A 23,703-nucleotide genomic window follows, 5' to 3' on the forward strand; every position below is an offset into this window, starting at 1 on the left:
ACCTTGAACTCAGGGAAAATGCCCCTATCTAAACCAAGCCCCTGCCAAAGCGCTGTGCCAGCATCGTGGAAATCCACCACTGTCCTCACCATCGTTTCCGGGTAGAATGCTCGTTCGCATGCGGCCTCAGGGCTGCACGGGCGACTCATGGGGCCGCCCTCCATCCCTACGTGTGGAAGATCCTGCCGATATGTTTGCGCCTTTGTTAAAAAAACTTTTTGGAAGCAAGAACGAGCGTGAAGTAAAACGCATGCTCAAGACGGTGAGTATCGTCAATGCCTTCGAAGAGAAGATGGTGGCCCTCTCCGACGAGCAACTGCGGGGCAAGACTGCAGAGTTCAAGGAGCGCCTGGCCAAAGGCGAGACACTGGACCAATTGTTGCCCGAAGCCTTTGCCGTGGCCCGCGAGGCCGGCAAGCGCGTGATGGGCATGCGCCACTTCGACGTTCAGTTGATTGGCGGCATGACCCTGCACGAAGGCATGATCGCAGAAATGCGTACCGGTGAAGGCAAGACCTTGGTCGGTACCCTGGCCGTGTACCTCAACGCACTGTCCGGCAAGGGCGTGCATGTGGTTACCGTCAACGACTACCTGGCCCGCCGTGATGCCAACTGGATGCGCCCGCTGTACGAGTTTCTCGGCCTGTCGGTCGGTATCGTATCGGCCTTCCAGCCGCCGGAAGAAAAGCGTGCTGCCTATGCGGCCGACATCACCTACGGCACCAACAACGAATTCGGTTTCGACTACCTGCGCGACAACATGGCGTTCAGCCAGGACGAGAAGTTCCAGCGTGAACTGAACTTCGCCGTGATCGACGAAGTGGACTCCATTCTCATCGACGAAGCGCGCACCCCGCTGATCATTTCCGGCCAGGCCGAAGACAGCTCCAAGCTGTACATCGAGATCAACCGCCTGATCCCGCGCCTGACCCAGCACATCGAAGAAGTCGAAGGCCAGGTCACTCAGGAAGGCCACTTCACCATCGACGAGAAGAGCCGCCAGGTCGAGCTCAACGAGGCCGGTCACCAGTTCATCGAAGAGATGCTGACCCAGGCCGGGTTGCTGGCCGAAGGCGAGAGCCTGTACTCGGCGCATAACCTGGGCCTGCTGACCCACGTGTATGCCGGCCTGCGCGCGCACAAGCTGTTCCACCGCAACATCGAGTACATCGTCCAGGACGGCCAGGTACTGCTGATCGACGAGCACACCGGCCGGACCATGCCGGGCCGGCGCCTGTCCGAAGGCCTGCACCAGGCCATCGAGGCCAAGGAAAACCTGAACATCCAGGCCGAGAGCCAGACCCTGGCTTCGACCACCTTCCAGAACTACTTCCGCCTGTACACCAAGCTGTCCGGCATGACCGGTACCGCCGACACCGAAGCCTTCGAGTTCCAGTCGATCTACGCGCTGAACGTGATGGTCATCCCGCCGAACAAGCCGCTGGCGCGCAAGGACTTCAACGACCTGGTGTACCTGACCGCCGACGAGAAGTACGCCGCGATCATTGCCGACATCAAGGAAAGCATGAAGCAGGGCCGGCCGATTCTGGTTGGTACCGCGACCATCGAAACGTCCGAACACATGTCGAACCTGCTGAAGAAAGAAGGTATCGACCACAAGGTGCTGAACGCCAAGTACCACGAGAAAGAAGCCGAAATCATCGCCCAGGCCGGTGCGCCGGGTGCCCTGACCATCGCCACCAACATGGCCGGCCGTGGTACCGACATCCTGCTGGGCGGTAATTGGGAAGCCGAGGTGGCCGCCCTGGAAAACCCGACCGCCGAGCAGATCGCCCAGATCAAGGCCGACTGGCAGAAGCGTCACCAGCAGGTGATCGAGGCCGGTGGCCTGCACGTGATTGCCTCCGAGCGCCACGAGTCGCGCCGTATCGACAACCAGTTGCGTGGCCGTTCCGGCCGTCAGGGCGACCCGGGTTCCAGCCGCTTCTACCTGTCGCTGGAAGACAGCCTGATGCGTATCTTCGCCTCCGACCGGGTGAAGAACTTCATGAAGGCCCTGGGCATGCAGGCGGGCGAGGCCATCGAACACCGCATGGTCACCAATGCCATCGAGAAGGCGCAGCGCAAGGTCGAAGGCCGCAACTTCGACATCCGCAAGCAGTTGCTTGAATACGACGACGTGGCCAACGAGCAGCGCAAGGTGATCTACCACATGCGCAACAGCCTGCTGGCGGCCGAGAACATTGGCGACACCATCGTCGAATTCCGCAAGGAAGTCCTGGACGCTACCATCAGCCAGCACATTCCGCCGCAGTCGCTGCCCGAGCAGTGGGACGTGGCCGGCCTGGAGGCATCGCTGGCCAGCGACTTCGCCATCAAGCTGCCGATCCAGCAGTGGCTCGACGAAGACGACCACCTCTACGAGGAGACGCTGCGCGAGAAGCTGCTGAACGAGATCACCACGGCCTACACCGAGAAAGAAGACCAGGCCGGCCTCGACGCCCTGCGTACCTTCGAGAAGCAGATTCTGCTGCGTGTGCTGGACGACCTGTGGAAAGACCACCTGTCGACCATGGACCACCTGCGCCACGGTATCCACCTGCGTGGCTATGCGCAGAAGAACCCCAAGCAGGAGTACAAGCGCGAGTCGTTCAGCCTGTTCCAGGAGCTGCTGGAGTCGATCAAGCGCGATACCATCCGCGTGCTGTCGCACGTTCAGGTACGCCGCGAAGACCCGGTCGAAGAGGAAGCCCGCCTGCGCCGCGAGGCCGAGGAGCTGGCCAGCCGCATGCAGTTCGAGCACGCCCCAGCCCCTGGCCTGGAAGGCGAGCAGCTGAGCGAGGAGGAGGCCGAAGTGGCCGTTGCCTCGGCGCCGGTGCGCAACGAGCAGAAGCTGGGCCGCAATGAGCCTTGCTGGTGTGGTTCGGGCAAGAAGTTCAAGCATTGCCACGGGCAGATCGAGTGATCTGACCTGGGTGTTGTAACCTGATACATCCTGGGGCCGCTTTGCGGCCCCGTTTTTTGTACATCCACCGAATTTTCTAGGAGCGCTCTAATGGCTGTTGGTCTTGGTCCTTTGCCCACCCTGCACCCGGTTGCGGGTTTTGAACTCGGCATCGCTTCTGCCGGCATCAAGCGTCCTGGGCGCAAGGATGTGGTGGTCATGCGCTGCGCCGAAGGCTCCAGCGTGGCGGGCGTGTTCACCCTCAACGCGTTCTGCGCGGCACCGGTGATCCTCTCCAAGCAGCGTGTACAGGGCACCGTGCGCTACCTGTTGACCAACACCGGTAATGCCAACGCCGGTACCGGCGCCCCAGGGCTGGCAGCCGCCGAACGCACCTGCGCCAAGCTGGCCGAACTGGCCGGCGTACCCGCCGAATCGGTACTGCCGTTCTCCACCGGGGTGATCGGCGAGCCACTGCCGGTCGAAAAGATCGAAGGCGCGCTGCAGGCCGCCCTCGATAACCTGTCGGAGAACAACTGGGCCGAAGCGGCCACGGGCATCATGACCACCGATACCTTGCCCAAGGGCGCCAGCCGCCAGTTCCAGCACGATGGCGTGACAGTGACCGTGACCGGTATCAGCAAGGGCGCCGGCATGATCCGCCCGAACATGGCCACCATGCTTGGCTACATCGCCACCGACGCCAAGGTTGCCCCGGCGGTGCTCAAGGACCTGATGCTGGACGGCGCCAACAAGTCGTTCAACCGCATCACCATCGATGGCGACACCTCGACCAACGATTGCTGCATGCTGATCGCCACCGGCAAGGCCAACCTGCCAGAGGTCACCGAAGCCAGTGGTGCGCTGTTCGAGGCCCTGAAAAAAGCCGTGTTCGAAGTGTGCATGGACGTGGCCCAGGCCATCGTGCGTGACGGCGAAGGTGCGACCAAGTTCGTGACCGTGCAGGTCAACGGCGGTGGCAACCACCAGGAATGCCTGGACGTCGGTTACGCAGTGGCCCACTCGCCGCTGATCAAGACCGCACTGTTCGCGTCGGACCCGAACTGGGGCCGTATTCTCGCCGCGGTGGGCCGTGCCGGTGTGCCGGAGCTGGACGTGAGCCTGATCGACGTCTACCTGGATAACGTGTGCATCGCCAGCCAGGGCGGCCGCAGCCCCAGCTACACCGAAGCCCAGGGCTCGGCAGTGATGGCCCAGGAAGAGATCACGATCCGGATCGAACTGGGCCGTGGCCAGTGCAGCGAAACCATCTGGACCACCGACCTGTCGCACGAGTACGTGAAGATCAACGCCGAATACCGTACCTGATGCAGTGCTGGGGTCGGGCAACGGCCCCACAATTCCAGAACCAGGAGACGAACCATGAGCGATCACCTGAACTTCGGCGACACGTTGCGCGCCTTGTTGCAGGCTGGCCTGGCGGAGCGTGAAGTGTGAAACGGATTCATGTTGTAGCAGCAGTCATTCGTGGCGCCGATGGCCGCATTCTGATCGCGCGGCGGGCCGCCACCCAGCACCAGGGTGGCCTGTGGGAGTTTCCCGGCGGCAAGGTCGAAGCCGGTGAAAGCGTGGATGCGGCACTGGCCCGCGAGCTGCGCGAAGAGCTGGGTATCGAGGTAAGCCGTTCGCGTGCGCTGATCAAGGTCAGCCACGACTACCCGGACAAGCAGGTGTTGCTGGACGTGCGTGAAGTGCAGGCCTTTACCGGCGAAGCGCATGGCGCCGAGGGTCAGCCGCTGGCGTGGGTTGCCCCGCGCGATTTGCCGCAGTACGAATTCCCCGAGGCCAACCAGCCGATCGTGGCTGCCGCGCGCCTGCCGGACCAGTACCTGATTACCCCCGATGGCCTGGAAGTGCCGCAACTGCTCAAGGGCATCCAGAAGGCGGTTGCCAGCGGCATTCGCCTGATTCAGTTGCGCGCCCCGGACATGTACGACCCCAAGTACCGCGACGTGGCGGTGGATGCGGTTGGGCTGTGTGCGGGCAAGGCGCAGTTGATGCTCAAGGGGCCGCTGGAATGGCTGGGCGATTTCCCTTCGGCCGGCTGGCACCTGACCGCGGCGCAGTTGCGCAAGTACGCCGCCAAAGGTCGGCCGTTTCCCCGCGAGCGGTGGTTGGCGGCTTCCTGCCACTGCGCCGAAGAGCTGGCACTGGCCGAGCAGATGGGCGTCGACTTCGTCACCCTGTCGCCAGTCCAGGCAACCCAGACCCACCCCGAGGCGGCGCCGTTGGGCTGGGACGAAGCTCGACGTTTGCTGGCTGGGTTCAGCAAGCCGGTGTACTTGCTGGGTGGGGTAGGGCCGGGTGAGCGCGAGCGAGCCTGGGAAGCCGGGGCCCAGGGTGTGGCCGGCATCCGGGCATTCTGGCCCGAGGCCTGAGCCATTGGGGCGGCCCTTCACGACACCGCGCAGGCCGCCCGGAACCTGTCAGCCCTGCGGCTTTTCAGCAGGCTGCCACAACACCTCGGCCACCCCCTGTCGCCGCCCGATGATCCGCGCCGCCACGAACAGCAGGTCGGACAGGCGGTTGATGTACGCCAGACCCACCCCTTCCAGTGGTTCCAGCGCATGCAGCTGCTGGCAGCGCCGCTCGGCGCTGCGCGCCAGGCTGCGGCACACATGGGCCTGCGCCACCAGCATCGAACCACTGGGCAGGATGAAGTTCTTCAGCGGCCCCAGCTCTTCGTTCCACACATCGATGACCGCCTCCAGGCGCTCCACTTCTGCCTGGTTCAAGGCCTGGTAGCTGGGCATGGCCAGCTCGCCACCCAAGTCGAACAAGCGGTGCTGACACGGCGCGAGCACCGTAGTGACCTCTTCCAGGCCTTGCTCGGCCAGGCCTGCCAAAAGCACCCCGAGTTGGCTGTTGAGGCTGTCTACCTCGCCAATGGCTTCTATGCGCGGGTGGCTTTTCGGCACCCGCCGGCCGTCGCCCAGGCCGGTTTCGCCCTGGTCGCCGGTACGGGTGTAGATCTTCGATAGGCGGTTGCCCATGTCATTGCTCCGGTAAGGTCGGCGCCGCTGCTGCCGGCTGGCCGAGGGGCAGGCGCAGGGTGAAGCACGTACCCTGGCCAGGCGTGGAGTGCACCTCCATCTGCCCCTTGTGGTTGTTGGTGATGATGAAGTACGAAACCGACAGGCCCAGCCCGGTGCCCTGGCCGATTTCCTTGGTGGTGAAGAACGGCTCGAAGGTGCGCTTGCGCACGGCCTCTGGCATGCCGACGCCATTGTCCTCGACCTGAATCTCCGCCCACGGCGGGTTCAGCCGGGTGCGCAGGGTGATCCGCCCCGGCTCGCTCGGTTGCGGGCGCAGGTGGATGGCCTGGGCGGCGTTCTTCAACAAGTTCAACAGTACCTGTTCCAGTTCGTTGGCAGTGCACGGCACAGGCCCCAGTTCAGGGTCGAACTGCCGGACGATGGCCTGCCCCTTGAAGTCGAAACCGATCGCCAGGTCGAAGTCGTTGCCGGCAATTTCCACCGCCTGGTCGATCAGCGCCGGCAACTCGCAAGGCTCCAGCTGTCGGTTGCTGCGGCGGCTGAAGCTGAGCATGTGGGTGACGATCTTCGCCGCGCGGGCCCCGGCCTGCTGAATGCCATCGAGCAGTTGCGGCACTTCGCGGCTGGCCAGGTAGCGGTTGATCATGGCCAGGTCGAGGCCAAGCTCGCTGGCCTGTTCCTGGTTGCGGGGCAGGTCTGCCGACAGGCGTCGGCGGATGTTCTGTACGTTGTGCAGGATGGCGCCCAGCGGGTTGTTGATTTCGTGAGCCATGCCCGCCGCCAGGCCGCCGACCGAGAGCATTTTTTCCGACTGGACCATCATTTCTTCCAGCGACAGGCGCTGGGTGATGTCGTCGATGCGGATCACCACGCCGCGCCCGCCGCCGCCGGTGAGCGGGTAGAAGGTGAGGGCGTAATGGCGCAGCTCGTCGCCCTTGGGCCAGGTGACCCGCTCGATCTTGGCCACCCGGTGCTTTTCCACGGTTTCCTTCAGTTGCGGCAGGAACGGCTTCAGCGGCTCGAAGGCGATGAATACCGGCTGGTTCAGCGCCTCATGCAACGGCGTGCCGGAGAGGACCGTGGCTTCGTGATTCCACTGGGTGACATAGAGCTGTTCGTCCAGGGCAATCAATGCCGAGGGCATCGAGTCGATGATGCTGTTGAGGTAGTTCTGGAAACCGGTGAGTTTTTTCTCGATCTTGCTGCGCACCTGCACTTCCAGTTCCAGCTTGCGGTTGGTATGGCGGGTTTCCTCGGCCAGGCCCTGGGCCTGGTCATAGGCATCCTGGAACTCGTCACGGGCGCGTTTGAGTTGCTGCTCACGGGCCTCGATGCGCGAAAGCATGGTGTTGAAGGCGTCGGCCAGGCTGCCGATCTCATCGTCGTTGCCACGCCGGGCGCGCAGGGCGTAGCTCTCTTCGCGGGTGACCTGGCGGCTGAGTTCTTCAAGCTGGTTGATCGGTTGGGTGATCAGGCGTTTGATCTGGCGGGCGATGAAGATCCACAGCAGGATGCTGAACACCAGGATAGCCAGGCTGGCACTGAGCGTGCCGGTGTAGAACGCGGTGGGCAGCTCGCTGCTGGCCACCAGCAACAGATGGGCCGGCGGGTTGGCCTCGCGCGGGATGCGGATCAGTTGGGTGCTGCGAAACTCCATCAGGCGCCAGCCGTCGATGTTGCGAAAGCGCTTGGGCAAGGTCAACGGGTCGCCATGCTGGAGTTGCGCCAGCATGCGACCGTCCCCCCCGTACACGGCTGCCGCGCGCAGCGGGGTGTAGCTGTCCAGCTCCTTGAGCAGGGCACTGGCGGTGTCTGGGGTGTCGCCCGCGCGCTCGGCCAGTTGCGGGTTGGCCACCAGCCGGCCGATGGTCTGCAGGGCCTGGGGTGCCATGCTCTCCTGGGTGATCCAGTAAGCCGCGCTGATGAAGGTGAGGTTGGCCACCAGCAGGATGGTCACCAGCAATACCAGCAGGGCCGCCAGCAGCTTCTGCCCGACCGGGAGGTTTTCCAGGCGATGGCGCAAGGTCATGGGCTAGGCAGTGTCCGTATCCAGGTAATAGGGCTGCGTCAGTCGCAGGGCAAGCCACGTAAGCGCAGGTGTTCGACCAGGCGTTGCAGCAGGTGTTCCAGTTGCGGCAGCTGCAGGCCGTGCCGGGCGGCAACCCGGCAGGCATGGCCGAGCAGGTAATGCACCTCGGTGCGTCGGCCTGCGTGCACGTCCTGGTACATGGAAGAGTAGTTGGCTGCGGTGGCCACGATCACCCGTTGCACTTCTTCGTCCAGGCCCTCGGCCGCTTGCGGCTGGCCACAGCGGCGTAGCAGTGCGGCCAGTTCGGTACACAGGCCATGTACTTCCCCCAGGTGGCCCAGCAAGCCGCCGTTCTGGCAAGCGTGCAGCACGGTCAGCGGGTTGATCGCGCAGTTGAGGGCCAGCTTGCGCCACAGGCGGGTGAGGATATCCACCGTCCATTCGGCAGGGATGCCTGCTTCGTGCAGGTCATCGAACCAGGCCGGCAGCGCCGGGTTGCGCGGGTCGCCCAGCCAGTTGAAGCCATGCCCGGCGAAACGCACTTGCCAGTCGCCTTCGCGGAAGGCGCCTTCGGTGCTGGAGGCGAAAACGCAGCGCGCCTGTGGCAGCAGGTCTGCCACCGCGTCCTGGCTGCCCAGGCCGTTCTGTAGCAGTAGCACGTCTGCGCCCTCGGCCAGGCGTGGTACCAGGCCGGCAATCGCCGGGGCCGCGTCGTAGGCCTTGCAGGCCACCAGCAGGCGATGGATCGGCCCGTCAGCCTGGGCGGTTTCGGCGGGTATGGCGTAGTGCCTGGGCTGTTCTTGCTCGATCAACGTCAGGCCGCCAGCCTGCTCATAGGCCTGCAGCCGTTGCCGATCGCGCAGCACCAGGCGCACTGCCTTGCCCGCGCGTGCCAGGCGGCAAGCCCACAGGCTGCCGAGGCTGCCGGCGCCGAGAATATGCCAGGTGCTGCTCATATGCGTTTCGCAACCCGTTATAATGAGCCCGCATTTTAACCGTCAAACCCGGCGCGCTCCATCTTCAGCCTGAGCGCGCTTTTATTTTGGGAGAACAACCATGCCTTCGTTCGACGTGGTATCGGAACTGGACAAGCACGAAGTGCAGAACGCGGTGGACAACGCCATCAAGGACCTGGACCGCCGTTACGACCTCAAAGGCAAGGGCTCCTTCGAGTTCAAGGACAAAGAGCAGACCGTGATGCTCACCGCCGAGGAAGAGTTCCAGCTCGAAGCCATGCTGGAAATCCTGCGCCTGGCGCTGGTCAAGCGCAAGATCGACGTGAAATGCCTGGAAACCAAGGACCCGTATGCGTCCGGCAAGGAAAAGAAACAGGAAGCCAAGTTCCGCGAGGGTATCGACAAGGACCTGGCCAAGAAGATCGTCGCCACCATCAAGGACGGCAAGCTGAAGGTGCAGGCCGCCATCCAGGGTGAGCAGGTACGGGTAACCGGCAAGAAACGCGACGACCTGCAGGAAGCCATTGCCTTGCTGCGGACCAAGGAATTCGAGATGCCGCTGCAGTTCAACAACTTCCGCGACTGATGCGGGTGTGGCCAGGAACCCCCATGGCTCAATGATGTCCATGGGGGCCGGGGCCGTGTGATAGCGCGGTCTGTTCTACCGTGTACTTGCCGTTCGGCATCAGGAGATGAATATGGATTTGAACGCTGAAGTCGATCAGCTGGTTCGCCAGTCGCAAACCTGGATCCCCTTGATCATGCAATACGGCAGCCGTGTGCTGCTGGCGCTGGTGACCCTGGCGGTCGGCTGGTGGATCATCAACAAGGTCAGCGCCCGCCTGGGCAAGCTGGTCGGCCTGCGCAATGCCGACCTGGCGTTGCAGGGCTTCATCAGCACCCTGGCCAACATCGTGCTGAAGGTCCTGCTGCTGGTCAGCGTGGCGTCGATGATCGGCATCGAGACCACCTCGTTCGTCGCGGCTATCGGTGCCGCCGGCCTGGCCATCGGCCTGGCGCTGCAGGGTAGCCTGGCCAACTTCGCTGGCGGCGTGCTGATCCTGATGTTCCGCCCGTTTCGCATCGGCGACTGGATCGAGGCACAAGGTGTTGCCGGCACTGTCGACAGCATCCAGATCTTCCACACCGTGCTGCGCACCGGTGATAACAAGACGGTGATCATGCCCAACGGCAGCCTGTCCAATGGCATCATCACCAACACCAACCGCCAGCCCACGCGCAAGGTGGTGTTCGATGTGGGCGTGGATTACGAGGCCGATTTGCAGAAGGCCCGCAATGTGTTGCTGGAGCTGGCCCAGGACCCTCGTGTGCTGGCCGACCCCGCTCCGCAAGCGGTGGTGGCGACGCTGGGTGACAGTTCGATCACCGTGTCGCTGCGCTTGTGGACCAAGACCGCCGATTACTGGGATGTGATGTTCATGCTCAACGAGCAGGCGCGTGACCGCCTGAAGGCCGAAGGGATCGACATTCCGTTCCCGCAGCGGGTCATTCGGGTGGTGCAGGAAACTGCCGCCCAGTAACAGCGCATCAGTGCCGGGGCTGCACAGCGGCCCCGCTTTTTTCGCCCCGATTACACTTGTTCACAGCAAACCTCTGCAATTTCTGGCATATACCCTGCTCCTGCCTGTCACCCCTGATATGCCATCATGAAACCACTGCTGTACATCACCCCCCTGCGGGCCTTGCTGTTTGGCCTGACCCTGGCCCTGTTCGAACTGCTGACCTACCTGGCCAGTGACGCGGTGATGCCGGCCATGCCGGTCGTGGTCGGCGACCTGAAGGCCAGCCCTGAATACATCCCCCATGCCCTCAACCTGTACTTGCTCGGTGGCGTTGTGCTGCAGTGGCTGATCGGCCCGCTGGCAGACCGCTATGGTCGGCGCCCGTTGCTGCTGGCCGGCTGCGCATTCTTCGGCCTGGCCTGCCTGGCGACCTTCTGGGCCCATGATATTGGCCTGTTCAACCTGTTGCGCCTGTTGCAGGGGATAGGCCTGGGCTTTGTGGTCACGGTCAGCTACCCGGCGCTGAATGAGGCATTCAGCGAGGCGGATGCCGTGCGCATGATGGCGCTGCTGGCCAATATCGCGCTGCTGTCGCCGCTGCTTGGCCCGCTGGTCGGGGCCTTGCTGTTGCAGTGGCTGGACTGGCGTTGGCTGTTCGTGGCTTTCGCCGTGGGGGCCGTGGTGTGCTGGGGGCTGCTGTACCGGCTCATGCCCGAAACCCTGGGGGTAGAGCGCCGCGACGGTTCGCGCCTGGCGTTCACGCCGATCCACCTGTTGCCATTGTTGGCAGGCTACGGCCAATTGCTCGGCAACCGCCGCTTTGTCGCGGGCAGCGCCGCCCTGGGCCTGGTCGGGTTGCCGCTGATTGGCTGGATTGGCCTGTCACCGGTATTGCTCATTCACGATGAGGGCCTGACGACCCTGGAATATGCGCTGTGGCAGCTGCCGGTGTTTGGCGGGTTGATCCTGGGCAACCTGATCATCAACCGTATTGCCGACCGCTACCCGCTGCCGGCCCTGGTTCGTGGCGCCCTGTGGCCGTACCTGGCAGGGTTGAGCGTGATGGTGCTGGCGACATGGTATTGGCCGAGCGTGACCAGCTTGGTGGCAGGCATGTCGTTGTATGCACTGGGCCTGGGTGTGGCCAACGCGGTGCTGTACCGCATGACGCTGTTTTCCAGCGAGCAAAGCAAAGGCCTGGTCTCGGCCATGCTGGGGATGATTACTATCGCCCTGTTGGGGCTGGGTGGGGCGTTGCTGGCCATGATCGGCGCCGGCGCCAGCTTGCTGCATTTCGCACTGGCGGCGGGGCTGGCGGGCGCGCTGGCGCTGTGGCCGTTGTGGTTTGTGGTGGGCGGCCGGCCGGGGCAAGGGGCCGTGGCTGACTGATCTGCAGTACCTGTGCCTTGTCGATCTGTAACTTGCCAAGGTCGCTATCGTGGCCTGCATGCGGGTCTTCCTGGTGCGACTCAATGCCATGCTCAGGACTGGCGAGCCTTGGCTGGATCTGGTGTTGCCTCAGCCGAAGAGGGTGTAGATCAACAGCCAAAATGCAGGACTCGAAGATCACACGGTTCCTGTGGGAGCGGGCGTGCCCGCGAACACCGGCACAGCCGGTGCCAGACACCGCGTCGCCTGCTTCGCGGGCAAGCCCGCTCCCACAATGAATCGCGCAGCTTTTCAAATTCTGAGAAAGACAGTTGCTCCTACAGGCGGGGCTGGCGGGCGCACTGGCGCTGTAACAGCCACACACAATCGCAATGTGGATTTACCCGCGTTGCCCATCAGGCCGCCGCGCCTGGCTCTGCAAGCGGTTTACCGCGGCCAGTCTCCTGGCGCCACTGCAAGGCGATCAGGATCAGCGTAGGCACGCCCAGCAGGGCAGTAATCAGGAAGAAGTCGTGATAGCCGAACTTCTCCACCATCACCCCCGAGTACCCACCGATCAACCGCGGCAGCAACAGCATGATCGAGCTGAGCAGCGCGTACTGGGTGGCCGAGAACTTCAGGTTGGTCAGGCTCGACAGGTACGCCACGAACGCAGACGTGGCCATGCCGGAGCTGAAGTTGTCCAGCGAAATGGTGACCACCAGCATTTCCAGGTTAGGCCCCATGTCCGCCAGCATCAGGAACAGGATGTTGGTGCCCGCCGAAGCCGCGCCACCAATGAACAGGATGGGCATGATGCCGAAGCGCACGATCAGCAGCCCGCCGATACCGGCACCGACCAAGGTCATGATCAGGCCGAAGATCTTGCTGACACTGGCGATCTGGTCTTTGGTGAAGCCCATGTCGATATAGAACACGTTGGCCATCACGCCCATCACCGTGTCCGACATGCGGTAGGTGGCGATCAGGCCTAGCAATAGCAAAGCCTGCCAGCGGTAGCGGGCAATGAAGTCGTTGACCGGGGTCAGCACCGGGGCCAGGCCGCGGCGGCCCAGGCTCGACAGGCACGCCCAGGTCAGCAGCACATAGAGGATCAGGCGCAGGAAGGCGCGGTCTTCGAGCAACAGGTCGAGCGGCGTGGCATCCCCGGAGATGACCGTGGACCAGCCGGTATTGAACATCTGGGTGAAACTGGCGGGCACCGACACCAGCAGGATGATCAGCACGAACACCGAGGCCATCTGGTGCACCAGGCCGTAGCGCGCAGCCGACAGCTGGGTGCGCAGCGGCACCGGCGGTTCGCGCATGACCAGGGTCGTGAACAGCGCGGGCAGCATCATCACCCCGAACATCACGTAGGTGCCGGCCCAGGCTTTATGCAGGTAACTGAAGCCGGTAGACCCGAACCACTCGGCGAAGAACAGCGCGCCGGCGGTGGCGAGCAGGGCGGCGACCCGGTAGCCGGCCATGTAGCTGGCGGCCAGGGCGGCCTGGCGCTGGTCGTCGGCGATTTCCAGGCGGTAGGCATCCACCGCGATGTCCTGGGTGGCCGAGGCAAAGGCCACCAGCACGGCCATGGCGATCAACCAGGATAGATGTTGTTGCGGATCGCACAGGCTCATGCCGACCAGGCCGATCACCACCAGTGCCTGCGACAGCAGCAGCCACGAGCGCCGGCGCCCCAGGCCGCCGAGCAGCGGCAGGCGCCATTGGTCGAGCAACGGTGACCACACCCACTTGAAGGCGTAGGCCAGGCCGATCAGGCTGGCGTAACCAATGGTTTCGCGGGCCACCCCAGCCTCGCGCAGCCACACCGACAGGGTCGAGAACACCAACATGTAGGGCAGGCCGGCGGCGAAACCGAGCAGCAAAAGTACCAGGGTTGACGGGCTGGCATAGGCAGCGAGCGCAGCGCGCCAGGTTTTACGGGGCATGGGCCAACATCTGCCTCAAGTTTTCGAAAACAAAGCGCGCACTCTAACCGCTGTGATCTGTCGGGCGCCAGCCATGGCGCGTCATATCCACACGATTGTTGGTCACATTCACGCCTTCTGCACGCAGCCGCGCCCGTTGTTCATCCCCGGCCGGTGTGCCCAGCGCCAGGCTCAGGCGGCCCCCTGCGCCCAGCACCCGGTGCCATGGCAGGCGGGTTTGCGCAGGCAGTTGCCCGAGGGTGCGCCCTACCCAGCGGGCTGCGCGGCCAAGCCCGGCCAGCGCTGCGAGCTGGCCATAGCTCACGACTTTGCCCGCCGGTACTTGGCCAAGCACCGAATACAGTGCCGTTCGTCGACCTTCGGCCGATTCCGGCATGTGCTCAGGTCCCCCAGACATGGCGCCCCCCTTGGGCTGTGGATGAAACCAGACAAATGGTCAGGTAAATGCGTATTGAACTCAATGCCAGGCTGCCGGTCTGTGCTTGCTCTGGTCGGCGGTAACTGGATAATGCCCGGCTTTTTTCTTCGAATCGAACCGTATTACGTCTATGCATTCTAGATCCCTGTTGTGCCTGCTCGCTGCTTCCCTGTGCGCCTCACCGGCGTTGGCCGATACCGTGTGGATGAAGAACGGTGACCGGCTCAGTGGCAAGATCAAAGTCTTCGATGGCGGCAAGCTGCTGCTGGAAACGCCCTACGGCGGCTCCATTGCCCTGGACTGGAAACAGGTGCAGACCCTGGAAAGCGACCAGGAACTGCTGGTCAAGCAGGACGCCTACACGGGCGAGAAGGCCAAGTCGCTGAAGGCCGCTGAACCGGGCAAGGTGACCTTGGCCAACGGCGAGGCACCCAAGACCGTGGAGCTGGCCAGCATCGAGCAGATCATGAAGCCCAAGCCCCTGGTCGAAGACTTCGTGTGGAAAGGCAACGTGGATGTGGCGCTGGACTACAAGCGCGCCGAAAACGATACCGACGACTACGATGTCAGCTTCAAGACCACGGCCCGCCACGGCCGCTGGCGGCACAACGCCGAAGGCGAGTACAACCGCGAAACCAAGGACGACGTCACCACCACCGACAACTGGAGTGCCGAATACGCGCTGGACCGCTTCATTACCGAGAAGTGGTTCTGGCAGGGGCGGGCGGAATACAAGCGTGACCGCATCGAAGACCTTGCCCGCCAGCGCACCGTCGGTACCGGCCCGGGTTACCAGTTCTGGGACAACGAACTCGGCGCATTCTCGCTGGGGTCGCTGATCAACCGCACCGACTTCGAGTACCAGGACGGCAGCAAGGACAACTTCTATTCCGCTGCCGTGAAGTGGGACTACACCCGTTACCTGATCGGCAAGAACGTGCAGCTGTTCACCAACGGCGAGCTCGCCAAACCGCTGGGTGGGGTGGCCGACTATTCACTGGATGCCGAGGTGGGGCTGCGCTACAAGGTTACCGAATGGGCTTCGCTCAACCTCAAGGCGGAGCGTGACATCATCAGCGGCACGAGTGAAAGCGATCTGGAGAAGACGCGCTATACCGCGGGCTTTGGCGTGACCTGGTAAACCGCCGGGCCGCACCGCGGCCCCATTGGCACCCGGTGTGATAATGCTTATCTTGTCACCCATCCCGTTTGCCACCAGGAGCCGCACCCAGTGAGTACCAACGCCATCCGCCCAGCCCGGGAACTGCTGCTCAAGGAATACCGCGGCGTGCTCTCGACGCATTCCAAGTCGATGCCCGGCTACCCGTTCGGCTCGGTGGTGCCGTACTGCCTGGACGCTCACGGCAACCCGCTGATCCTCATAAGCCGCATTGCCCAGCACACCCACAACCTGCAAAAAGATCCCAAGTGCTCGCTGCTGGTAGGTGAGCGCGAAGCTGAGGATGTGCAGGCGGTGGGGCGCCTTACGGTAATGGCCGAAGCGCACAAGCTGGTCGAGGCAGACGCCATCGAGGCTGCCGCCGAGCGTTACTACCGCTACTTCCCGGACGCTGCCGGCTACCATAAGGCTCACGATTTCGACTTCTGGGTGCTGCAGCCGGTACGCCACCGCTACATCGGCGGCTTCGGCGCGATCCACTGGCTCGACCAGGTCACCCTGGCCAACCCGTTCGCCGGCACGGCCGAGGCCAGCATGGTCGAACACATGAACAGCGACCATGCCAATGCCATAGCCCACTATGTGCAACTGACCGGCCTGCCGGACCATGCCGCAGCGCAAATGGCTGGGGTGGACAGCGAAGGCATGCACCTGCGCATCGGCCAGGGGGTGTACTGGTTACCCTTCCCGCATATTTGCAATACGCCGACACAAGTCCGCGAAGCCCTGGTTTTGCTGGCGCGCGCCGATCAGTGGCCCACGCCTGCAGGGGGCGAGGGTTGAAAAAGCGTGCACTTGCATCCACTTGATGGTCTTAAAGGAAGGTTCTCTTCCGACGAGGAATGCTTTGATGCGTGCTTTTCTACTGTTGCTTCTGCTGTTTCCAGTGCTGGAGCTGTTCGTATTCGTCAAGGTCAGCGCGGCCATCGGTTTCTTCCCGGCGCTGTTGCTGATCATCGCCGGTTCCGCCTTGGGTGTGCTGGTCATGCGTGTGGCTGGCCTGGCCACCGCCCTGCGCGCCCGGGAAAGCCTGCAGCGCGGTGAGTTGCCTGCCGAGGACATGTTCCAGGGCATGATGCTGGCGGTGGGCGGTGGTTTGCTGCTGCTGCCGGGCTTTATCAGCGACGTGCTGGGCCTGCTGTGCCTGCTGCCGTTCACCCGCCATCTGGCCGCGCGCAAGCTGCGCGAACGCGCCGAGGCCCAGGCCATGCGCCAGCGCGCGTTCCAGGACGACCCGTTCCAGGCCCAGCCGCGCGATGGCGGCCACCGGCCGAACGTGATCGAGGGCGAGTACGAGCGCCGCGACAAGTAACCACCGTTTTCCACTACGGGGCCGCACATGCGGCCCCGCGTTTTTTCCGCGAGCTGAAAAATTTTGTAGGGCAAGCCTTGTAATTGGATATGGCGGCCTCATGTATGTGGTCACCGCAAGGTTTCTGGCATTAACGCCAGACATTACTCAGGTGGCTTGCCCTTGGCGGGCTACCTTCCGGCAACGCCGGACAGCCTCAACCCGCCGGTTTCGATACCGGCCGATGAAAACCACAATTTGGGAGAGATCGACAATGAAGCTTCGTCCTCTGCATGACCGCGTAGTCATCCGTCGCAGCGAAGAAGAATCGAAAACCGCTGGCGGTATCGTCCTGCCGGGTTCGGCCGCTGAAAAACCTAACCGCGGCGAAGTCGTTGCTGTTGGCACCGGTCGCGTTCTGGACAACGGCGAAGTCCGTGCACTGGCCGTCAAGGTCGGTGACAAAGTGGTTTTCGGCCCTTACTCGGGCAGCAACACCGTGAAAGTCGATGGCGAAGACCTGCTGGTCATGGCCGAGAATGAAATCCTCGCCGTTATCGAAGGCTGATTTCCCCGACTTCCCGTTACTCCAAAGAATTTCCAAGGATTAAACGATCATGGCTGCTAAAGACGTAAAATTCGGCGACTCCGCTCGTAAAAAAATGCTGGTTGGTGTCAACGTTCTGGCTGACGCGGTAAAAGCTACCCTCGGCCCGAAAGGTCGTAACGTGGTTCTGGCCAAGAGCTTCGGCGCGCCAACCATCACCAAGGACGGCGTTTCCGTCGCCAAAGAAATCGAGCTGAAAGACGCTTTCGAAAACATGGGCGCCCAGCTGGTCAAGGAAGTCGCTTCCAAGGCCAACGACGCCGCCGGTGACGGCACCACCACCGCCACCGTTCTGGCCCAGGCCATCGTCAACGAAGGCCTGAAAGCCGTCGCTGCCGGCATGAACCCGATGGACCTGAAGCGCGGTATCGACAAGGCCACTGCTGCCGTTGTCGCCGAGCTGAAGAACCTGTCCAAGCCATGCGCCGATTCCAAGGCCATCGCTCAGGTCGGTACCATCTCCGCCAACTCCGACAGCTCCATCGGTGAAATCATCGCCGAAGCCATGGAAAAAGTCGGTAAAGAAGGCGTGATCACCGTTGAAGAAGGCTCGGGCCTGGAAAACGAACTGTCCGTCGTAGAAGGCATGCAGTTCGACCGCGGCTACCTGTCGCCTTACTTCGTCAACAAGCCAGACACCATGGTTGCCGAGCTGGAAAGCCCGCTGCTGCTGCTGGTCGACAAGAAAATCTCCAACATCCGCGAGCTGCTGCCTGTGCTGGAAGCCGTTGCTAAGGCCGGCCGCCCACTGCTGATCGTTGCCGAAGACGTCGAAGGCGAAGCGCTGGCTACCCTGGTAGTCAACAACATGCGCGGCATCGTCAAGGTTGCAGCGGTCAAGGCACCTGGCTTCGGCGACCGCCGCAAGGCCATGCTGCAGGACATCGCCGTTCTGACCGGTGGCCAGGTCATCTCCGAAGAAATCGGCCTGTCGCTGGAAACCGCTACCCTGGAGCACCTGGGTAACGCCAAGCGCGTGATCCTGTCCAAGGAAAACACCACCATCATCGATGGTGCTGGCGCTGACACCGAGATCGAAGCACGCGTCAAGCAGATCCGTGCCCAGATCGAAGAAACCTCTTCGGACTACGACCGTGAGAAGCTGCAAGAGCGTCTGGCCAAGCTGGCCGGCGGTGTTGCCGTGATCAAGGTCGGTGCTGGTACCGAAGTTGAAATGAAAGAGAAGAAAGCCCGCGTTGAAGACGCCCTGCACGCTACCCGTGCAGCCGTTGAAGAAGGCGTGGTGCCTGGCGGTGGTGTTGCCCTGGTTCGCGCCCTGGCAGCCATTATCGACCTCAAAGGCGACAACGAAGACCAGAACGTCGGTATCGCCTTGCTGCGCCGCGCTGTCGAAGCGCCGCTGCGCCAGATCACTGCCAACGCCGGCGACGAGCCAAGCGTTGTCGCTGACAAGGTCAAGCAAGGTTCGGGTAACTTCGGTTACAACGCTGCCTCCGGCGAGTACGGCGACATGATCGAGATGGGTATCCTGGACCCAGCCAAGGTCACTCGTTCGGCGCTGCAAGCTGCTGCTTCGATCGGCGGTCTGATGATCACCACCGAAGCTATGGTTGCCGACCTGCCAGAAGACAAGCCAGCTGCTGGCATGCCTGACATGGGCGGCATGGGTGGCATGGGCGGCATGATGTAAGCCAGCCTTACCCCCGGCACCATGAGAAAGCCCCGGTTCGCGAGAACCGGGGCTTTTTTTATTCTCCTGTGGGCGCCATTGGGCCGCTAAGCGGCCCCGGCTTCAGGCAACGCTGTTTTTGACCGCGGGCACTTCTACCATGCCCCGGCGATACAGCACCAGATAATACGACCCCAACCCGATCAACCAGCAGAACACCGCCGTCCACACGTTGTGCGACAGGAAGTGCGCCCCTTGCAGCATGCGCCCAACGCCAAGCAGCGAACCTGCCAGCAAGGCCACCACGAATGCCGCCCGCGCCAGGCGCGGCTTGCGGTCACGCAACATGAAGAACAGGCCGAACAGGCAGAACCCGGTCGCGGCATGCCCGCCCGGCCAGCACAGCCCGGGCTTGTCGGTGGCCGGCCGTGGTTGCAGCAGCTTGCTGTAGGTTTCGGTACCGCCAAACTGGGTGAGGCTCCAGGGGCACTGCACCTGCGTCACCTTCTTCAGGGGCGTGACAAACGCGGTGGACAAACCCAGCGCCAACACCAGGCAGCCCAGCTCGCGGCGCCAGCCAAACAGGCGCTTTACGAAAAAGCTGGCGGCGAAGGTCAGCAGCGCTATCAGCCCCAGCAGGATCACCCCCTGCTTGACCCGGTCATGCAGGATGTTTTCCAGCCAATAACTGTGGCGGCCAATGAACTGCCCGGCGACAGGGTCGAAGAACAGCTTGGCGAGGTCCATGTCGATCGACGTCAGCTCCAGCAGAATCAGGGCCAACGCGGTCGCCAACGGAATACCCAGGTACAGCCAGTAATTGATCGGGCGAGGGCGGGTTGCTTGCTGCATGGCGGCTCCAGGGCGGGAAAAAGATCGGCCATTGTCGTCGGCCCGCTATTCTGTGTCCGTGAAGGATCAGTGAAAAAACCGTCAAGTGCGGTGAATTTTTCCGGGGGCTGGTGCCCTGCAGGCATAGGCCGTAAGCTGCGCCTGCCGCGCACCACAGCGAGAAGCGCCGCACAGGAGAAACCGATGCGCATTCTTTTGGTTGAAGACAACCGCGATATCCTGGCCAACCTGGCCGATTACCTGGGCATGAAGGGCTATACCGTCGACTGCGCCCAGGATGGCCTGTCCGGGCTGCACCTGGCTGCCACCGAGCACTATGACCTGATCGTGCTCGACATCATGTTGCCCGGTATCGATGGCTACACGCTGTGCAAGCGCCTGCGCGAAGACGCCCGCCGCGACACGCCGGTGATCATGCTTACCGCCCGCGACCAGTTGGACGACCGCCTGCAAGGCTTCCGTTCCGGGGCCGACGACTACCTGCTCAAGCCGTTTGCCCTGTCCGAGCTGGCGGCACGCATCGAAGCCGTGCTGCGCCGGGCCCAGGGCGGCGGGCGGCGCAGCCTGCAGGTGGCTGATCTGAGCTATGACCTCGACACCCTGGAGGTCACCCGCCAGGGCCGCATGCTCAAGCTCAACCCGGTCGGCCTCAAGCTGTTGGCCGTGTTGATGCAGAAGAGCCCTCATGTATTGCGCCGCGAAGTGCTGGAAGAAGCCCTGTGGGGGGACGACTGCCCCGACAGTGACAGCCTGCGCAGCCATGTGCACCAACTGCGCCAGGTGATCGACAAACCGTTCGAAAAACCGCTGCTGCATACCGTCCATGGCGTCGGCTATCGCCTCGCCGAGGGTCGTGATGGAGTTTAAGCAAAGCCTTGCCCAGCGCATCATCATCGCCTTTGCCCTGATGAGCGCGCTGGTGGCCGGGGCCTTCGCCTTCGGTATCGTCGGCACCGTGCACCTGGTGGAAGAGCGGCTGATTTCATCGGTACTGGGCGGTGACTTGCAGCGCCTGCTGCGCATGGACAGCGTCAGCGACTGGAGCCACCGCCCGCGCCCCGACCAGTTGTTCTACTTCAGCGGTGGGCGGGACGACTTCGAGCTGCCCAAAGACCTGCGCCACCTGGACCGTGGCTTCCACGAAGTATTCCGCGACCAGCTTTCCTACCACGCGATGGTCGAGATCGTCGATGGCCGCCGCTATGTCTTGCTGCAGGACCAAAGCGACTTCGAGGAGCGCGAGCGTGTGCTGTTCGCGGTGGTGCTGGTGGGCTTCGTGCTCAGCCTGGTGCTGGCGGTGATCCTGGGCTGGCTGGTGGCGCGGCGGGTGATGGCACCGGTGATCCGCCTGGCGCGGCAAGTTCGCCACCGTGACCAGCTGCTGGGCCTGGCGCCGCCGTTGGCGCCGGACTACGCGGCGGACGAAGTCGGCCAGCTGGCGGTAGCGTTCGATGACACGCTGGGCCGCCTGCGCGATGCGCTGACCCGTGAACGGCTGTTCACCAGTGACGTCAGCCATGAGTTGCGCACCCCATTGATGGTGCTGGCCACGTCCTGCGAGCTGCTGCAGGAAAACCCCAACCTCGACACCCGCGCGCGCAGTCAGGTGGAGCGCGTGGCGCGGGCAACCGAAGAGATGCGCGAGCTGGTCAAGACCTTCCTGATGCTGGCCAGGGCGCAACGTGATGAAGGCGCAGTAGCCTCCCGGGCGACCCTGCGCGAAGTGGCCAACGAGCTGATCGGGGTGTGGCGCGACACCATCGAACAGAAGGGCCTGACCCTGTATTTCGATGGCCAGGCCAGTGCCAGCGCAGTGCTGTACAACGCGACCTTCCTGCAGTCGGTGATGGGCAACCTGCTGCGCAATGCGGCGCACTACACCGATGCCGGCTACATCCGCCTGAGCCTGGAAAGCAATGGCTTCAGCGTGGAAGACAGTGGCGTGGGCATACCGGAAGAACAGCGCGAAGCCATGTTCAAGCCGTTCGTGCGCGGTGACGAGCGGCGCGGCGAGGGTCTTGGGCTGGGCTTGTCGCTGGTGCAGCGTATCTGCGACGACCAGGGCTGGCGGGTGACCTTGACTTCTTCTGTACCCCATGGCTGCCGTTTCCATGTCGACTTGAGCAATACGCGGGTGAAAGAAGAGCCGGACGTCGTGGCTGGGTAATGTGTTGTTACACGTGTTACCGTGGCCAACACTTTTTTCACATCAGCATGACCTGATTCCTACGCGCATTTACCTAATGTGAGCGCAATGGAATCAGGAGATGCTCAATGCGTAGCCCTATCAAGCTTGAATTTTCCGAGAAGTACGACAAAGACCATGCCCGAGAGTACTTTCTCAAGCACCAGGATGGCTTGGCCCGCCGGCTGTCTCACAAGCGAGATGAACAACTGGCCCGCCGCGCACTGGCGCTGGCGGGTGAGCCTGGCCTGGTCCTGGACTTGCCCTGCGGCGCTGGTCGTTTCTGGCCGCTGCTGGCAGAAAAGAACAACCGCGTCATCATCGGTGCCGATAATTCCGAGGCGATGATCGAGACCGCCTGTGCTGCGCAACCGCCAGAAGTGGTGGCGCGGGTACGGCCTTTGCAGACATCGGCATTCGACATCGACTTGCCAGACAACTCCGTCGACAGCATTTTTTGTATGCGGCTGTTTCACCATATCGGCGAGGCAGCCCACAGAAAGAAAATTCTTTCTGAATTTCAACGAGTTAGCCGTGATAGTGTGATCTTGTCACTGTGGGTGGACGGCAACTTCAAGGCTTGGCGGCGCAGGAAACTGGAACAGCGCCGCAGCACCAAAGCCGAGCAGAATCATTACCAGAACCGGTTTGTGTTACCGGCCGACACGGTCGAAGAAGAATTCCGCGCCGCCGGTTTCAGGATCCAGGAACGCCTCGACTTCCTGCCGTTCTATGCCATGTGGCGGGTTTATGTATTGCGTAAGGGGTAGTGTTTGATGGCTGTAGCCCAGAATGGGGAGTCGCGCTTCGATTTTTACTGGCGCCAGCAAGGCGAGTGGGTAGAGGAGCCTAACCAGCGCCGGGGTGGCGAAAGTGGTGTGCAACGGCTCAACGATGCCAACGGCAAACTGCTGTATGCAAAGCGTCAGGTCGGGCATATCTATCGCAGCCTGTTGCACCCTTTCGGCCGGCCAACTGTGCTGCGTGAACTCGATGCGCTGAACAGCTTCGAGCAACTGGGGGTGCGTGTGCCGCGCCTGGTGTTCTGTGGTGCCCAGCGCGATGCCGACCACCAGTGGCGGGCGCTGCTGGTCAGCGAAGCACTGGACGGATTTGTGGAGCTGGACACCTGGCATGCCCAAGGTGCCCGAGACCGTTACCCACAGGTGGTCCACGAGCGCATGCTCAAGGACCTTGCCGAAAACCTGGCGCGCATGCACCTGGGCCATTGGCAGCACGGCTGCCTGTACGGCAAGCATGTGTTCGTCAAGGTGCTGGGTGAGGGCGAGCAAGCCCGTGTCGAAGTGGCGCTGCTCGACCTCGAGAAGTGTCGGCGACGTTTCAGTTGCCAGCGCGCGGCGGGTAACGACCTGCGCCAATTGCGCCGCCATTCGTCGCTCAACGAGGCGGAATGGCAGACGCTACTCTACTTTTACAAGGTGGTGTTTGGCAGCGCTGTCAAAGGGTTAGGGTAATGAAACTAGAAATAGCTCGAGCTTTGTTCCTGGTAGCGGGCCTGGCGGTGACCACTGTAGCGGTGGCTGCCTGGGAAGAGCCGAGGCCGACGGTATTCAGCAAGGCTGAGATGGCCGCCCAGTGCGCACTGCCGCGGGACGTGAAACCGCAGCAGAAGGCGAGGGTAGAGCCGGATCAGGATCTGTTGCTGTTGCTGTTCGGCCTGCGCCAAGGGTTGCGGCCATTTGGTTGAAACCGGTGTAGCTGTACATGCCAGAGGCCTCGCAAGCGCGAGGCCTCTGGCGTTTCTGCAGGTGGCCCTCGGTGGGCGG

At 62.8% G+C, this 23,703-nt stretch carries 22 protein-coding genes and 1 pseudogene; 17 read left to right on the plus strand and 6 right to left on the minus strand.

Features of this window, described 5'->3' with window-relative positions:
• Positions 1 to 190: 190 nt before the first annotated feature.
• The 3 genes from secA (at position 191) to DMX12_RS00450 (ending at position 5,304) form a co-directional block, all read left to right on the plus strand.
• Positions 191 to 2,926 (plus strand): preprotein translocase subunit SecA, encoded by a 2,736-nt coding sequence (gene secA / locus DMX12_RS00440; protein WP_009684405.1) that lies wholly within the window; start codon positions 191 to 193, stop codon positions 2,924 to 2,926.
• A 90-nt stretch (positions 2,927 to 3,016) separates the two neighbouring features.
• Complete coding sequence (gene argJ, locus DMX12_RS00445) at positions 3,017 to 4,234, plus strand: bifunctional glutamate N-acetyltransferase/amino-acid acetyltransferase ArgJ (RefSeq protein WP_009684404.1); 1,218 nt, start codon at positions 3,017 to 3,019, stop codon at positions 4,232 to 4,234.
• A 125-nt stretch (positions 4,235 to 4,359) separates the two neighbouring features.
• Positions 4,360 to 5,304, plus strand: a complete 945-nt coding sequence (locus DMX12_RS00450) for a Nudix family hydrolase (protein WP_110675638.1) — start codon at positions 4,360 to 4,362, stop codon at positions 5,302 to 5,304.
• Between the two features lie 48 nt (positions 5,305 to 5,352).
• Here DMX12_RS00450 and DMX12_RS00455 read toward each other — a convergent pair whose 3' ends face one another.
• Genes DMX12_RS00455 through DMX12_RS00465 form a run of 3 tightly spaced genes read right to left on the minus strand, consistent with a single transcriptional unit; the run spans position 5,353 to position 8,907 of the window.
• Positions 5,353 to 5,919, minus strand: coding sequence for a cob(I)yrinic acid a,c-diamide adenosyltransferase (locus DMX12_RS00455; protein ID WP_054905817.1), 567 nt, complete (start codon positions 5,917 to 5,919; stop codon positions 5,353 to 5,355).
• 1 nt (position 5,920) lies between these two features.
• Positions 5,921 to 7,951 carry an ATP-binding protein gene (locus DMX12_RS00460; protein ID WP_029887627.1) on the minus strand — a complete coding sequence of 677 codons (2,031 nt, stop codon included), beginning with the start codon at positions 7,949 to 7,951 and terminating at the stop codon, positions 5,921 to 5,923.
• Positions 7,952 to 7,989: 38 nt separating this feature from the next.
• On the minus strand, positions 7,990 to 8,907 hold the full coding sequence (locus tag DMX12_RS00465; RefSeq protein WP_110675640.1) for a putative 2-dehydropantoate 2-reductase: 918 nt from the start codon (positions 8,905 to 8,907) through the stop codon (positions 7,990 to 7,992).
• A 100-nt stretch (positions 8,908 to 9,007) separates the two neighbouring features.
• Here DMX12_RS00465 and DMX12_RS00470 point away from each other — a divergent pair, with 100 nt between their 5' ends.
• From DMX12_RS00470 to DMX12_RS29660, 4 genes and pseudogenes are all read left to right on the plus strand, one after another.
• A complete protein-coding gene (locus DMX12_RS00470; protein WP_009682794.1) occupies positions 9,008 to 9,493 on the plus strand; it encodes a YajQ family cyclic di-GMP-binding protein in 486 nt (161 codons plus the stop codon).
• A 112-nt stretch (positions 9,494 to 9,605) separates the two neighbouring features.
• A complete protein-coding gene (locus tag DMX12_RS00475; protein WP_009682793.1) occupies positions 9,606 to 10,448 on the plus strand; it encodes a mechanosensitive ion channel family protein in 843 nt (280 codons plus the stop codon).
• 126 nt (positions 10,449 to 10,574) lie between these two features.
• Positions 10,575 to 11,819 (plus strand): MFS transporter, encoded by a 1,245-nt coding sequence (locus tag DMX12_RS00480; protein WP_110675642.1) that lies wholly within the window; start codon positions 10,575 to 10,577, stop codon positions 11,817 to 11,819.
• Between the two features lie 34 nt (positions 11,820 to 11,853).
• Positions 11,854 to 11,967, plus strand: a pseudogene (locus tag DMX12_RS29660) (IS110 family transposase); the annotation flags it as partial.
• A gap of 247 nt (positions 11,968 to 12,214) precedes the next feature.
• Here the strand turns inward: DMX12_RS29660 and DMX12_RS00495 are convergent.
• Positions 12,215 to 13,753, minus strand: coding sequence for an AmpG family muropeptide MFS transporter (locus tag DMX12_RS00495; protein WP_110675644.1), 1,539 nt, complete (start codon positions 13,751 to 13,753; stop codon positions 12,215 to 12,217).
• Between the two features lie 43 nt (positions 13,754 to 13,796).
• On the minus strand, positions 13,797 to 14,150 hold the full coding sequence (locus tag DMX12_RS00500; RefSeq protein ID WP_029887494.1) for an MGMT family protein: 354 nt from the start codon (positions 14,148 to 14,150) through the stop codon (positions 13,797 to 13,799).
• Positions 14,151 to 14,301: 151 nt separating this feature from the next.
• Between DMX12_RS00500 and DMX12_RS00505 the strand changes: the two genes are divergently transcribed.
• The 5 genes from DMX12_RS00505 (at position 14,302) to groL (ending at position 18,900) form a co-directional block, all read left to right on the plus strand.
• Positions 14,302 to 15,312: a DUF481 domain-containing protein gene (locus tag DMX12_RS00505; RefSeq protein WP_029887495.1), complete on the plus strand. Its 1,011-nt coding sequence runs from the start codon at positions 14,302 to 14,304 to the stop codon at positions 15,310 to 15,312.
• A 90-nt stretch (positions 15,313 to 15,402) separates the two neighbouring features.
• Positions 15,403 to 16,134, plus strand: coding sequence for a HugZ family protein (locus tag DMX12_RS00510; protein WP_110675646.1), 732 nt, complete (start codon positions 15,403 to 15,405; stop codon positions 16,132 to 16,134).
• Between the two features lie 67 nt (positions 16,135 to 16,201).
• Positions 16,202 to 16,663 (plus strand): FxsA family protein, encoded by a 462-nt coding sequence (locus tag DMX12_RS00515; protein ID WP_009684395.1) that lies wholly within the window; start codon positions 16,202 to 16,204, stop codon positions 16,661 to 16,663.
• A gap of 253 nt (positions 16,664 to 16,916) precedes the next feature.
• A complete protein-coding gene (locus DMX12_RS00520) occupies positions 16,917 to 17,210 on the plus strand; it encodes a co-chaperone GroES (protein ID WP_029614823.1) in 294 nt (97 codons plus the stop codon).
• Positions 17,211 to 17,259: 49 nt separating this feature from the next.
• Entirely contained in the window at positions 17,260 to 18,900 is a 1,641-nt protein-coding gene (gene groL / locus DMX12_RS00525) for a chaperonin GroEL (RefSeq protein WP_009684393.1), read from the plus strand.
• A gap of 102 nt (positions 18,901 to 19,002) precedes the next feature.
• Here groL and DMX12_RS00530 read toward each other — a convergent pair whose 3' ends face one another.
• The gene (locus DMX12_RS00530) at positions 19,003 to 19,731 is read right to left on the minus strand and encodes a phosphatase PAP2 family protein (protein WP_009684392.1); all 729 of its coding nucleotides are present in this window, start codon (positions 19,729 to 19,731) and stop codon (positions 19,003 to 19,005) included.
• Positions 19,732 to 19,914: 183 nt separating this feature from the next.
• Between DMX12_RS00530 and colR the strand changes: the two genes are divergently transcribed.
• The 5 genes from colR (at position 19,915) to DMX12_RS00555 (ending at position 23,624) form a co-directional block, all read left to right on the plus strand.
• Positions 19,915 to 20,598 (plus strand): two-component system response regulator ColR, encoded by a 684-nt coding sequence (gene colR, locus DMX12_RS00535; protein WP_009684391.1) that lies wholly within the window; start codon positions 19,915 to 19,917, stop codon positions 20,596 to 20,598.
• Complete coding sequence (locus DMX12_RS00540; RefSeq protein WP_009684390.1) at positions 20,588 to 21,898, plus strand: HAMP domain-containing sensor histidine kinase; 1,311 nt, start codon at positions 20,588 to 20,590, stop codon at positions 21,896 to 21,898. Before colR ends, DMX12_RS00540 begins: the two co-directional genes overlap by 11 nt.
• Positions 21,899 to 22,005: 107 nt before the next feature.
• Positions 22,006 to 22,686, plus strand: a complete 681-nt coding sequence (locus DMX12_RS00545) for a class I SAM-dependent methyltransferase (RefSeq protein ID WP_054913949.1) — start codon at positions 22,006 to 22,008, stop codon at positions 22,684 to 22,686.
• 6 nt (positions 22,687 to 22,692) lie between these two features.
• Positions 22,693 to 23,391: a lipopolysaccharide kinase InaA family protein gene (locus tag DMX12_RS00550; RefSeq protein ID WP_110675648.1), complete on the plus strand. Its 699-nt coding sequence runs from the start codon at positions 22,693 to 22,695 to the stop codon at positions 23,389 to 23,391.
• Entirely contained in the window at positions 23,391 to 23,624 is a 234-nt protein-coding gene (locus tag DMX12_RS00555; RefSeq protein ID WP_029887498.1) for a hypothetical protein, read from the plus strand. Before DMX12_RS00550 ends, DMX12_RS00555 begins: the two co-directional genes overlap by 1 nt.
• Positions 23,625 to 23,703 lie beyond the last annotated feature (79 nt).

Source organism: Pseudomonas sp. MB-090624, assembly GCF_003205245.1.
GTDB lineage: Bacteria > Pseudomonadota > Gammaproteobacteria > Pseudomonadales > Pseudomonadaceae > Aquipseudomonas > Aquipseudomonas juntendi.

Coding starts and splice junctions, on each gene's coding strand:
- DMX12_RS00555 (WP_029887498.1), top strand. CDS start 23,391: ATGAAACTAGAAATAGCTCGAGCTTTGTTCCTGGTAGCGGGCCTGGCG.
- DMX12_RS00465 (WP_110675640.1), bottom strand. CDS start 8,907: ATGAGCAGCACCTGGCATATTCTCGGCGCCGGCAGCCTCGGCAGCCTG.
- DMX12_RS00500 (WP_029887494.1), bottom strand. CDS start 14,150: ATGTCTGGGGGACCTGAGCACATGCCGGAATCGGCCGAAGGTCGACGA.
- groL (WP_009684393.1), top strand. CDS start 17,260: ATGGCTGCTAAAGACGTAAAATTCGGCGACTCCGCTCGTAAAAAAATG.
- DMX12_RS00540 (WP_009684390.1), top strand. CDS start 20,588: ATGGAGTTTAAGCAAAGCCTTGCCCAGCGCATCATCATCGCCTTTGCC.
- DMX12_RS00470 (WP_009682794.1), top strand. CDS start 9,008: ATGCCTTCGTTCGACGTGGTATCGGAACTGGACAAGCACGAAGTGCAG.
- DMX12_RS00480 (WP_110675642.1), top strand. CDS start 10,575: ATGAAACCACTGCTGTACATCACCCCCCTGCGGGCCTTGCTGTTTGGC.
- secA (WP_009684405.1), top strand. CDS start 191: ATGTTTGCGCCTTTGTTAAAAAAACTTTTTGGAAGCAAGAACGAGCGT.
- DMX12_RS00495 (WP_110675644.1), bottom strand. CDS start 13,753: ATGCCCCGTAAAACCTGGCGCGCTGCGCTCGCTGCCTATGCCAGCCCG.
- DMX12_RS00515 (WP_009684395.1), top strand. CDS start 16,202: ATGCGTGCTTTTCTACTGTTGCTTCTGCTGTTTCCAGTGCTGGAGCTG.
- colR (WP_009684391.1), top strand. CDS start 19,915: ATGCGCATTCTTTTGGTTGAAGACAACCGCGATATCCTGGCCAACCTG.
- DMX12_RS00550 (WP_110675648.1), top strand. CDS start 22,693: ATGGCTGTAGCCCAGAATGGGGAGTCGCGCTTCGATTTTTACTGGCGC.
- DMX12_RS00520 (WP_029614823.1), top strand. CDS start 16,917: ATGAAGCTTCGTCCTCTGCATGACCGCGTAGTCATCCGTCGCAGCGAA.
- DMX12_RS00455 (WP_054905817.1), bottom strand. CDS start 5,919: ATGGGCAACCGCCTATCGAAGATCTACACCCGTACCGGCGACCAGGGC.
- DMX12_RS00505 (WP_029887495.1), top strand. CDS start 14,302: ATGCATTCTAGATCCCTGTTGTGCCTGCTCGCTGCTTCCCTGTGCGCC.
- DMX12_RS00460 (WP_029887627.1), bottom strand. CDS start 7,951: ATGACCTTGCGCCATCGCCTGGAAAACCTCCCGGTCGGGCAGAAGCTG.
- argJ (WP_009684404.1), top strand. CDS start 3,017: ATGGCTGTTGGTCTTGGTCCTTTGCCCACCCTGCACCCGGTTGCGGGT.
- DMX12_RS00475 (WP_009682793.1), top strand. CDS start 9,606: ATGGATTTGAACGCTGAAGTCGATCAGCTGGTTCGCCAGTCGCAAACC.
- DMX12_RS00545 (WP_054913949.1), top strand. CDS start 22,006: ATGCGTAGCCCTATCAAGCTTGAATTTTCCGAGAAGTACGACAAAGAC.
- DMX12_RS00530 (WP_009684392.1), bottom strand. CDS start 19,731: ATGCAGCAAGCAACCCGCCCTCGCCCGATCAATTACTGGCTGTACCTG.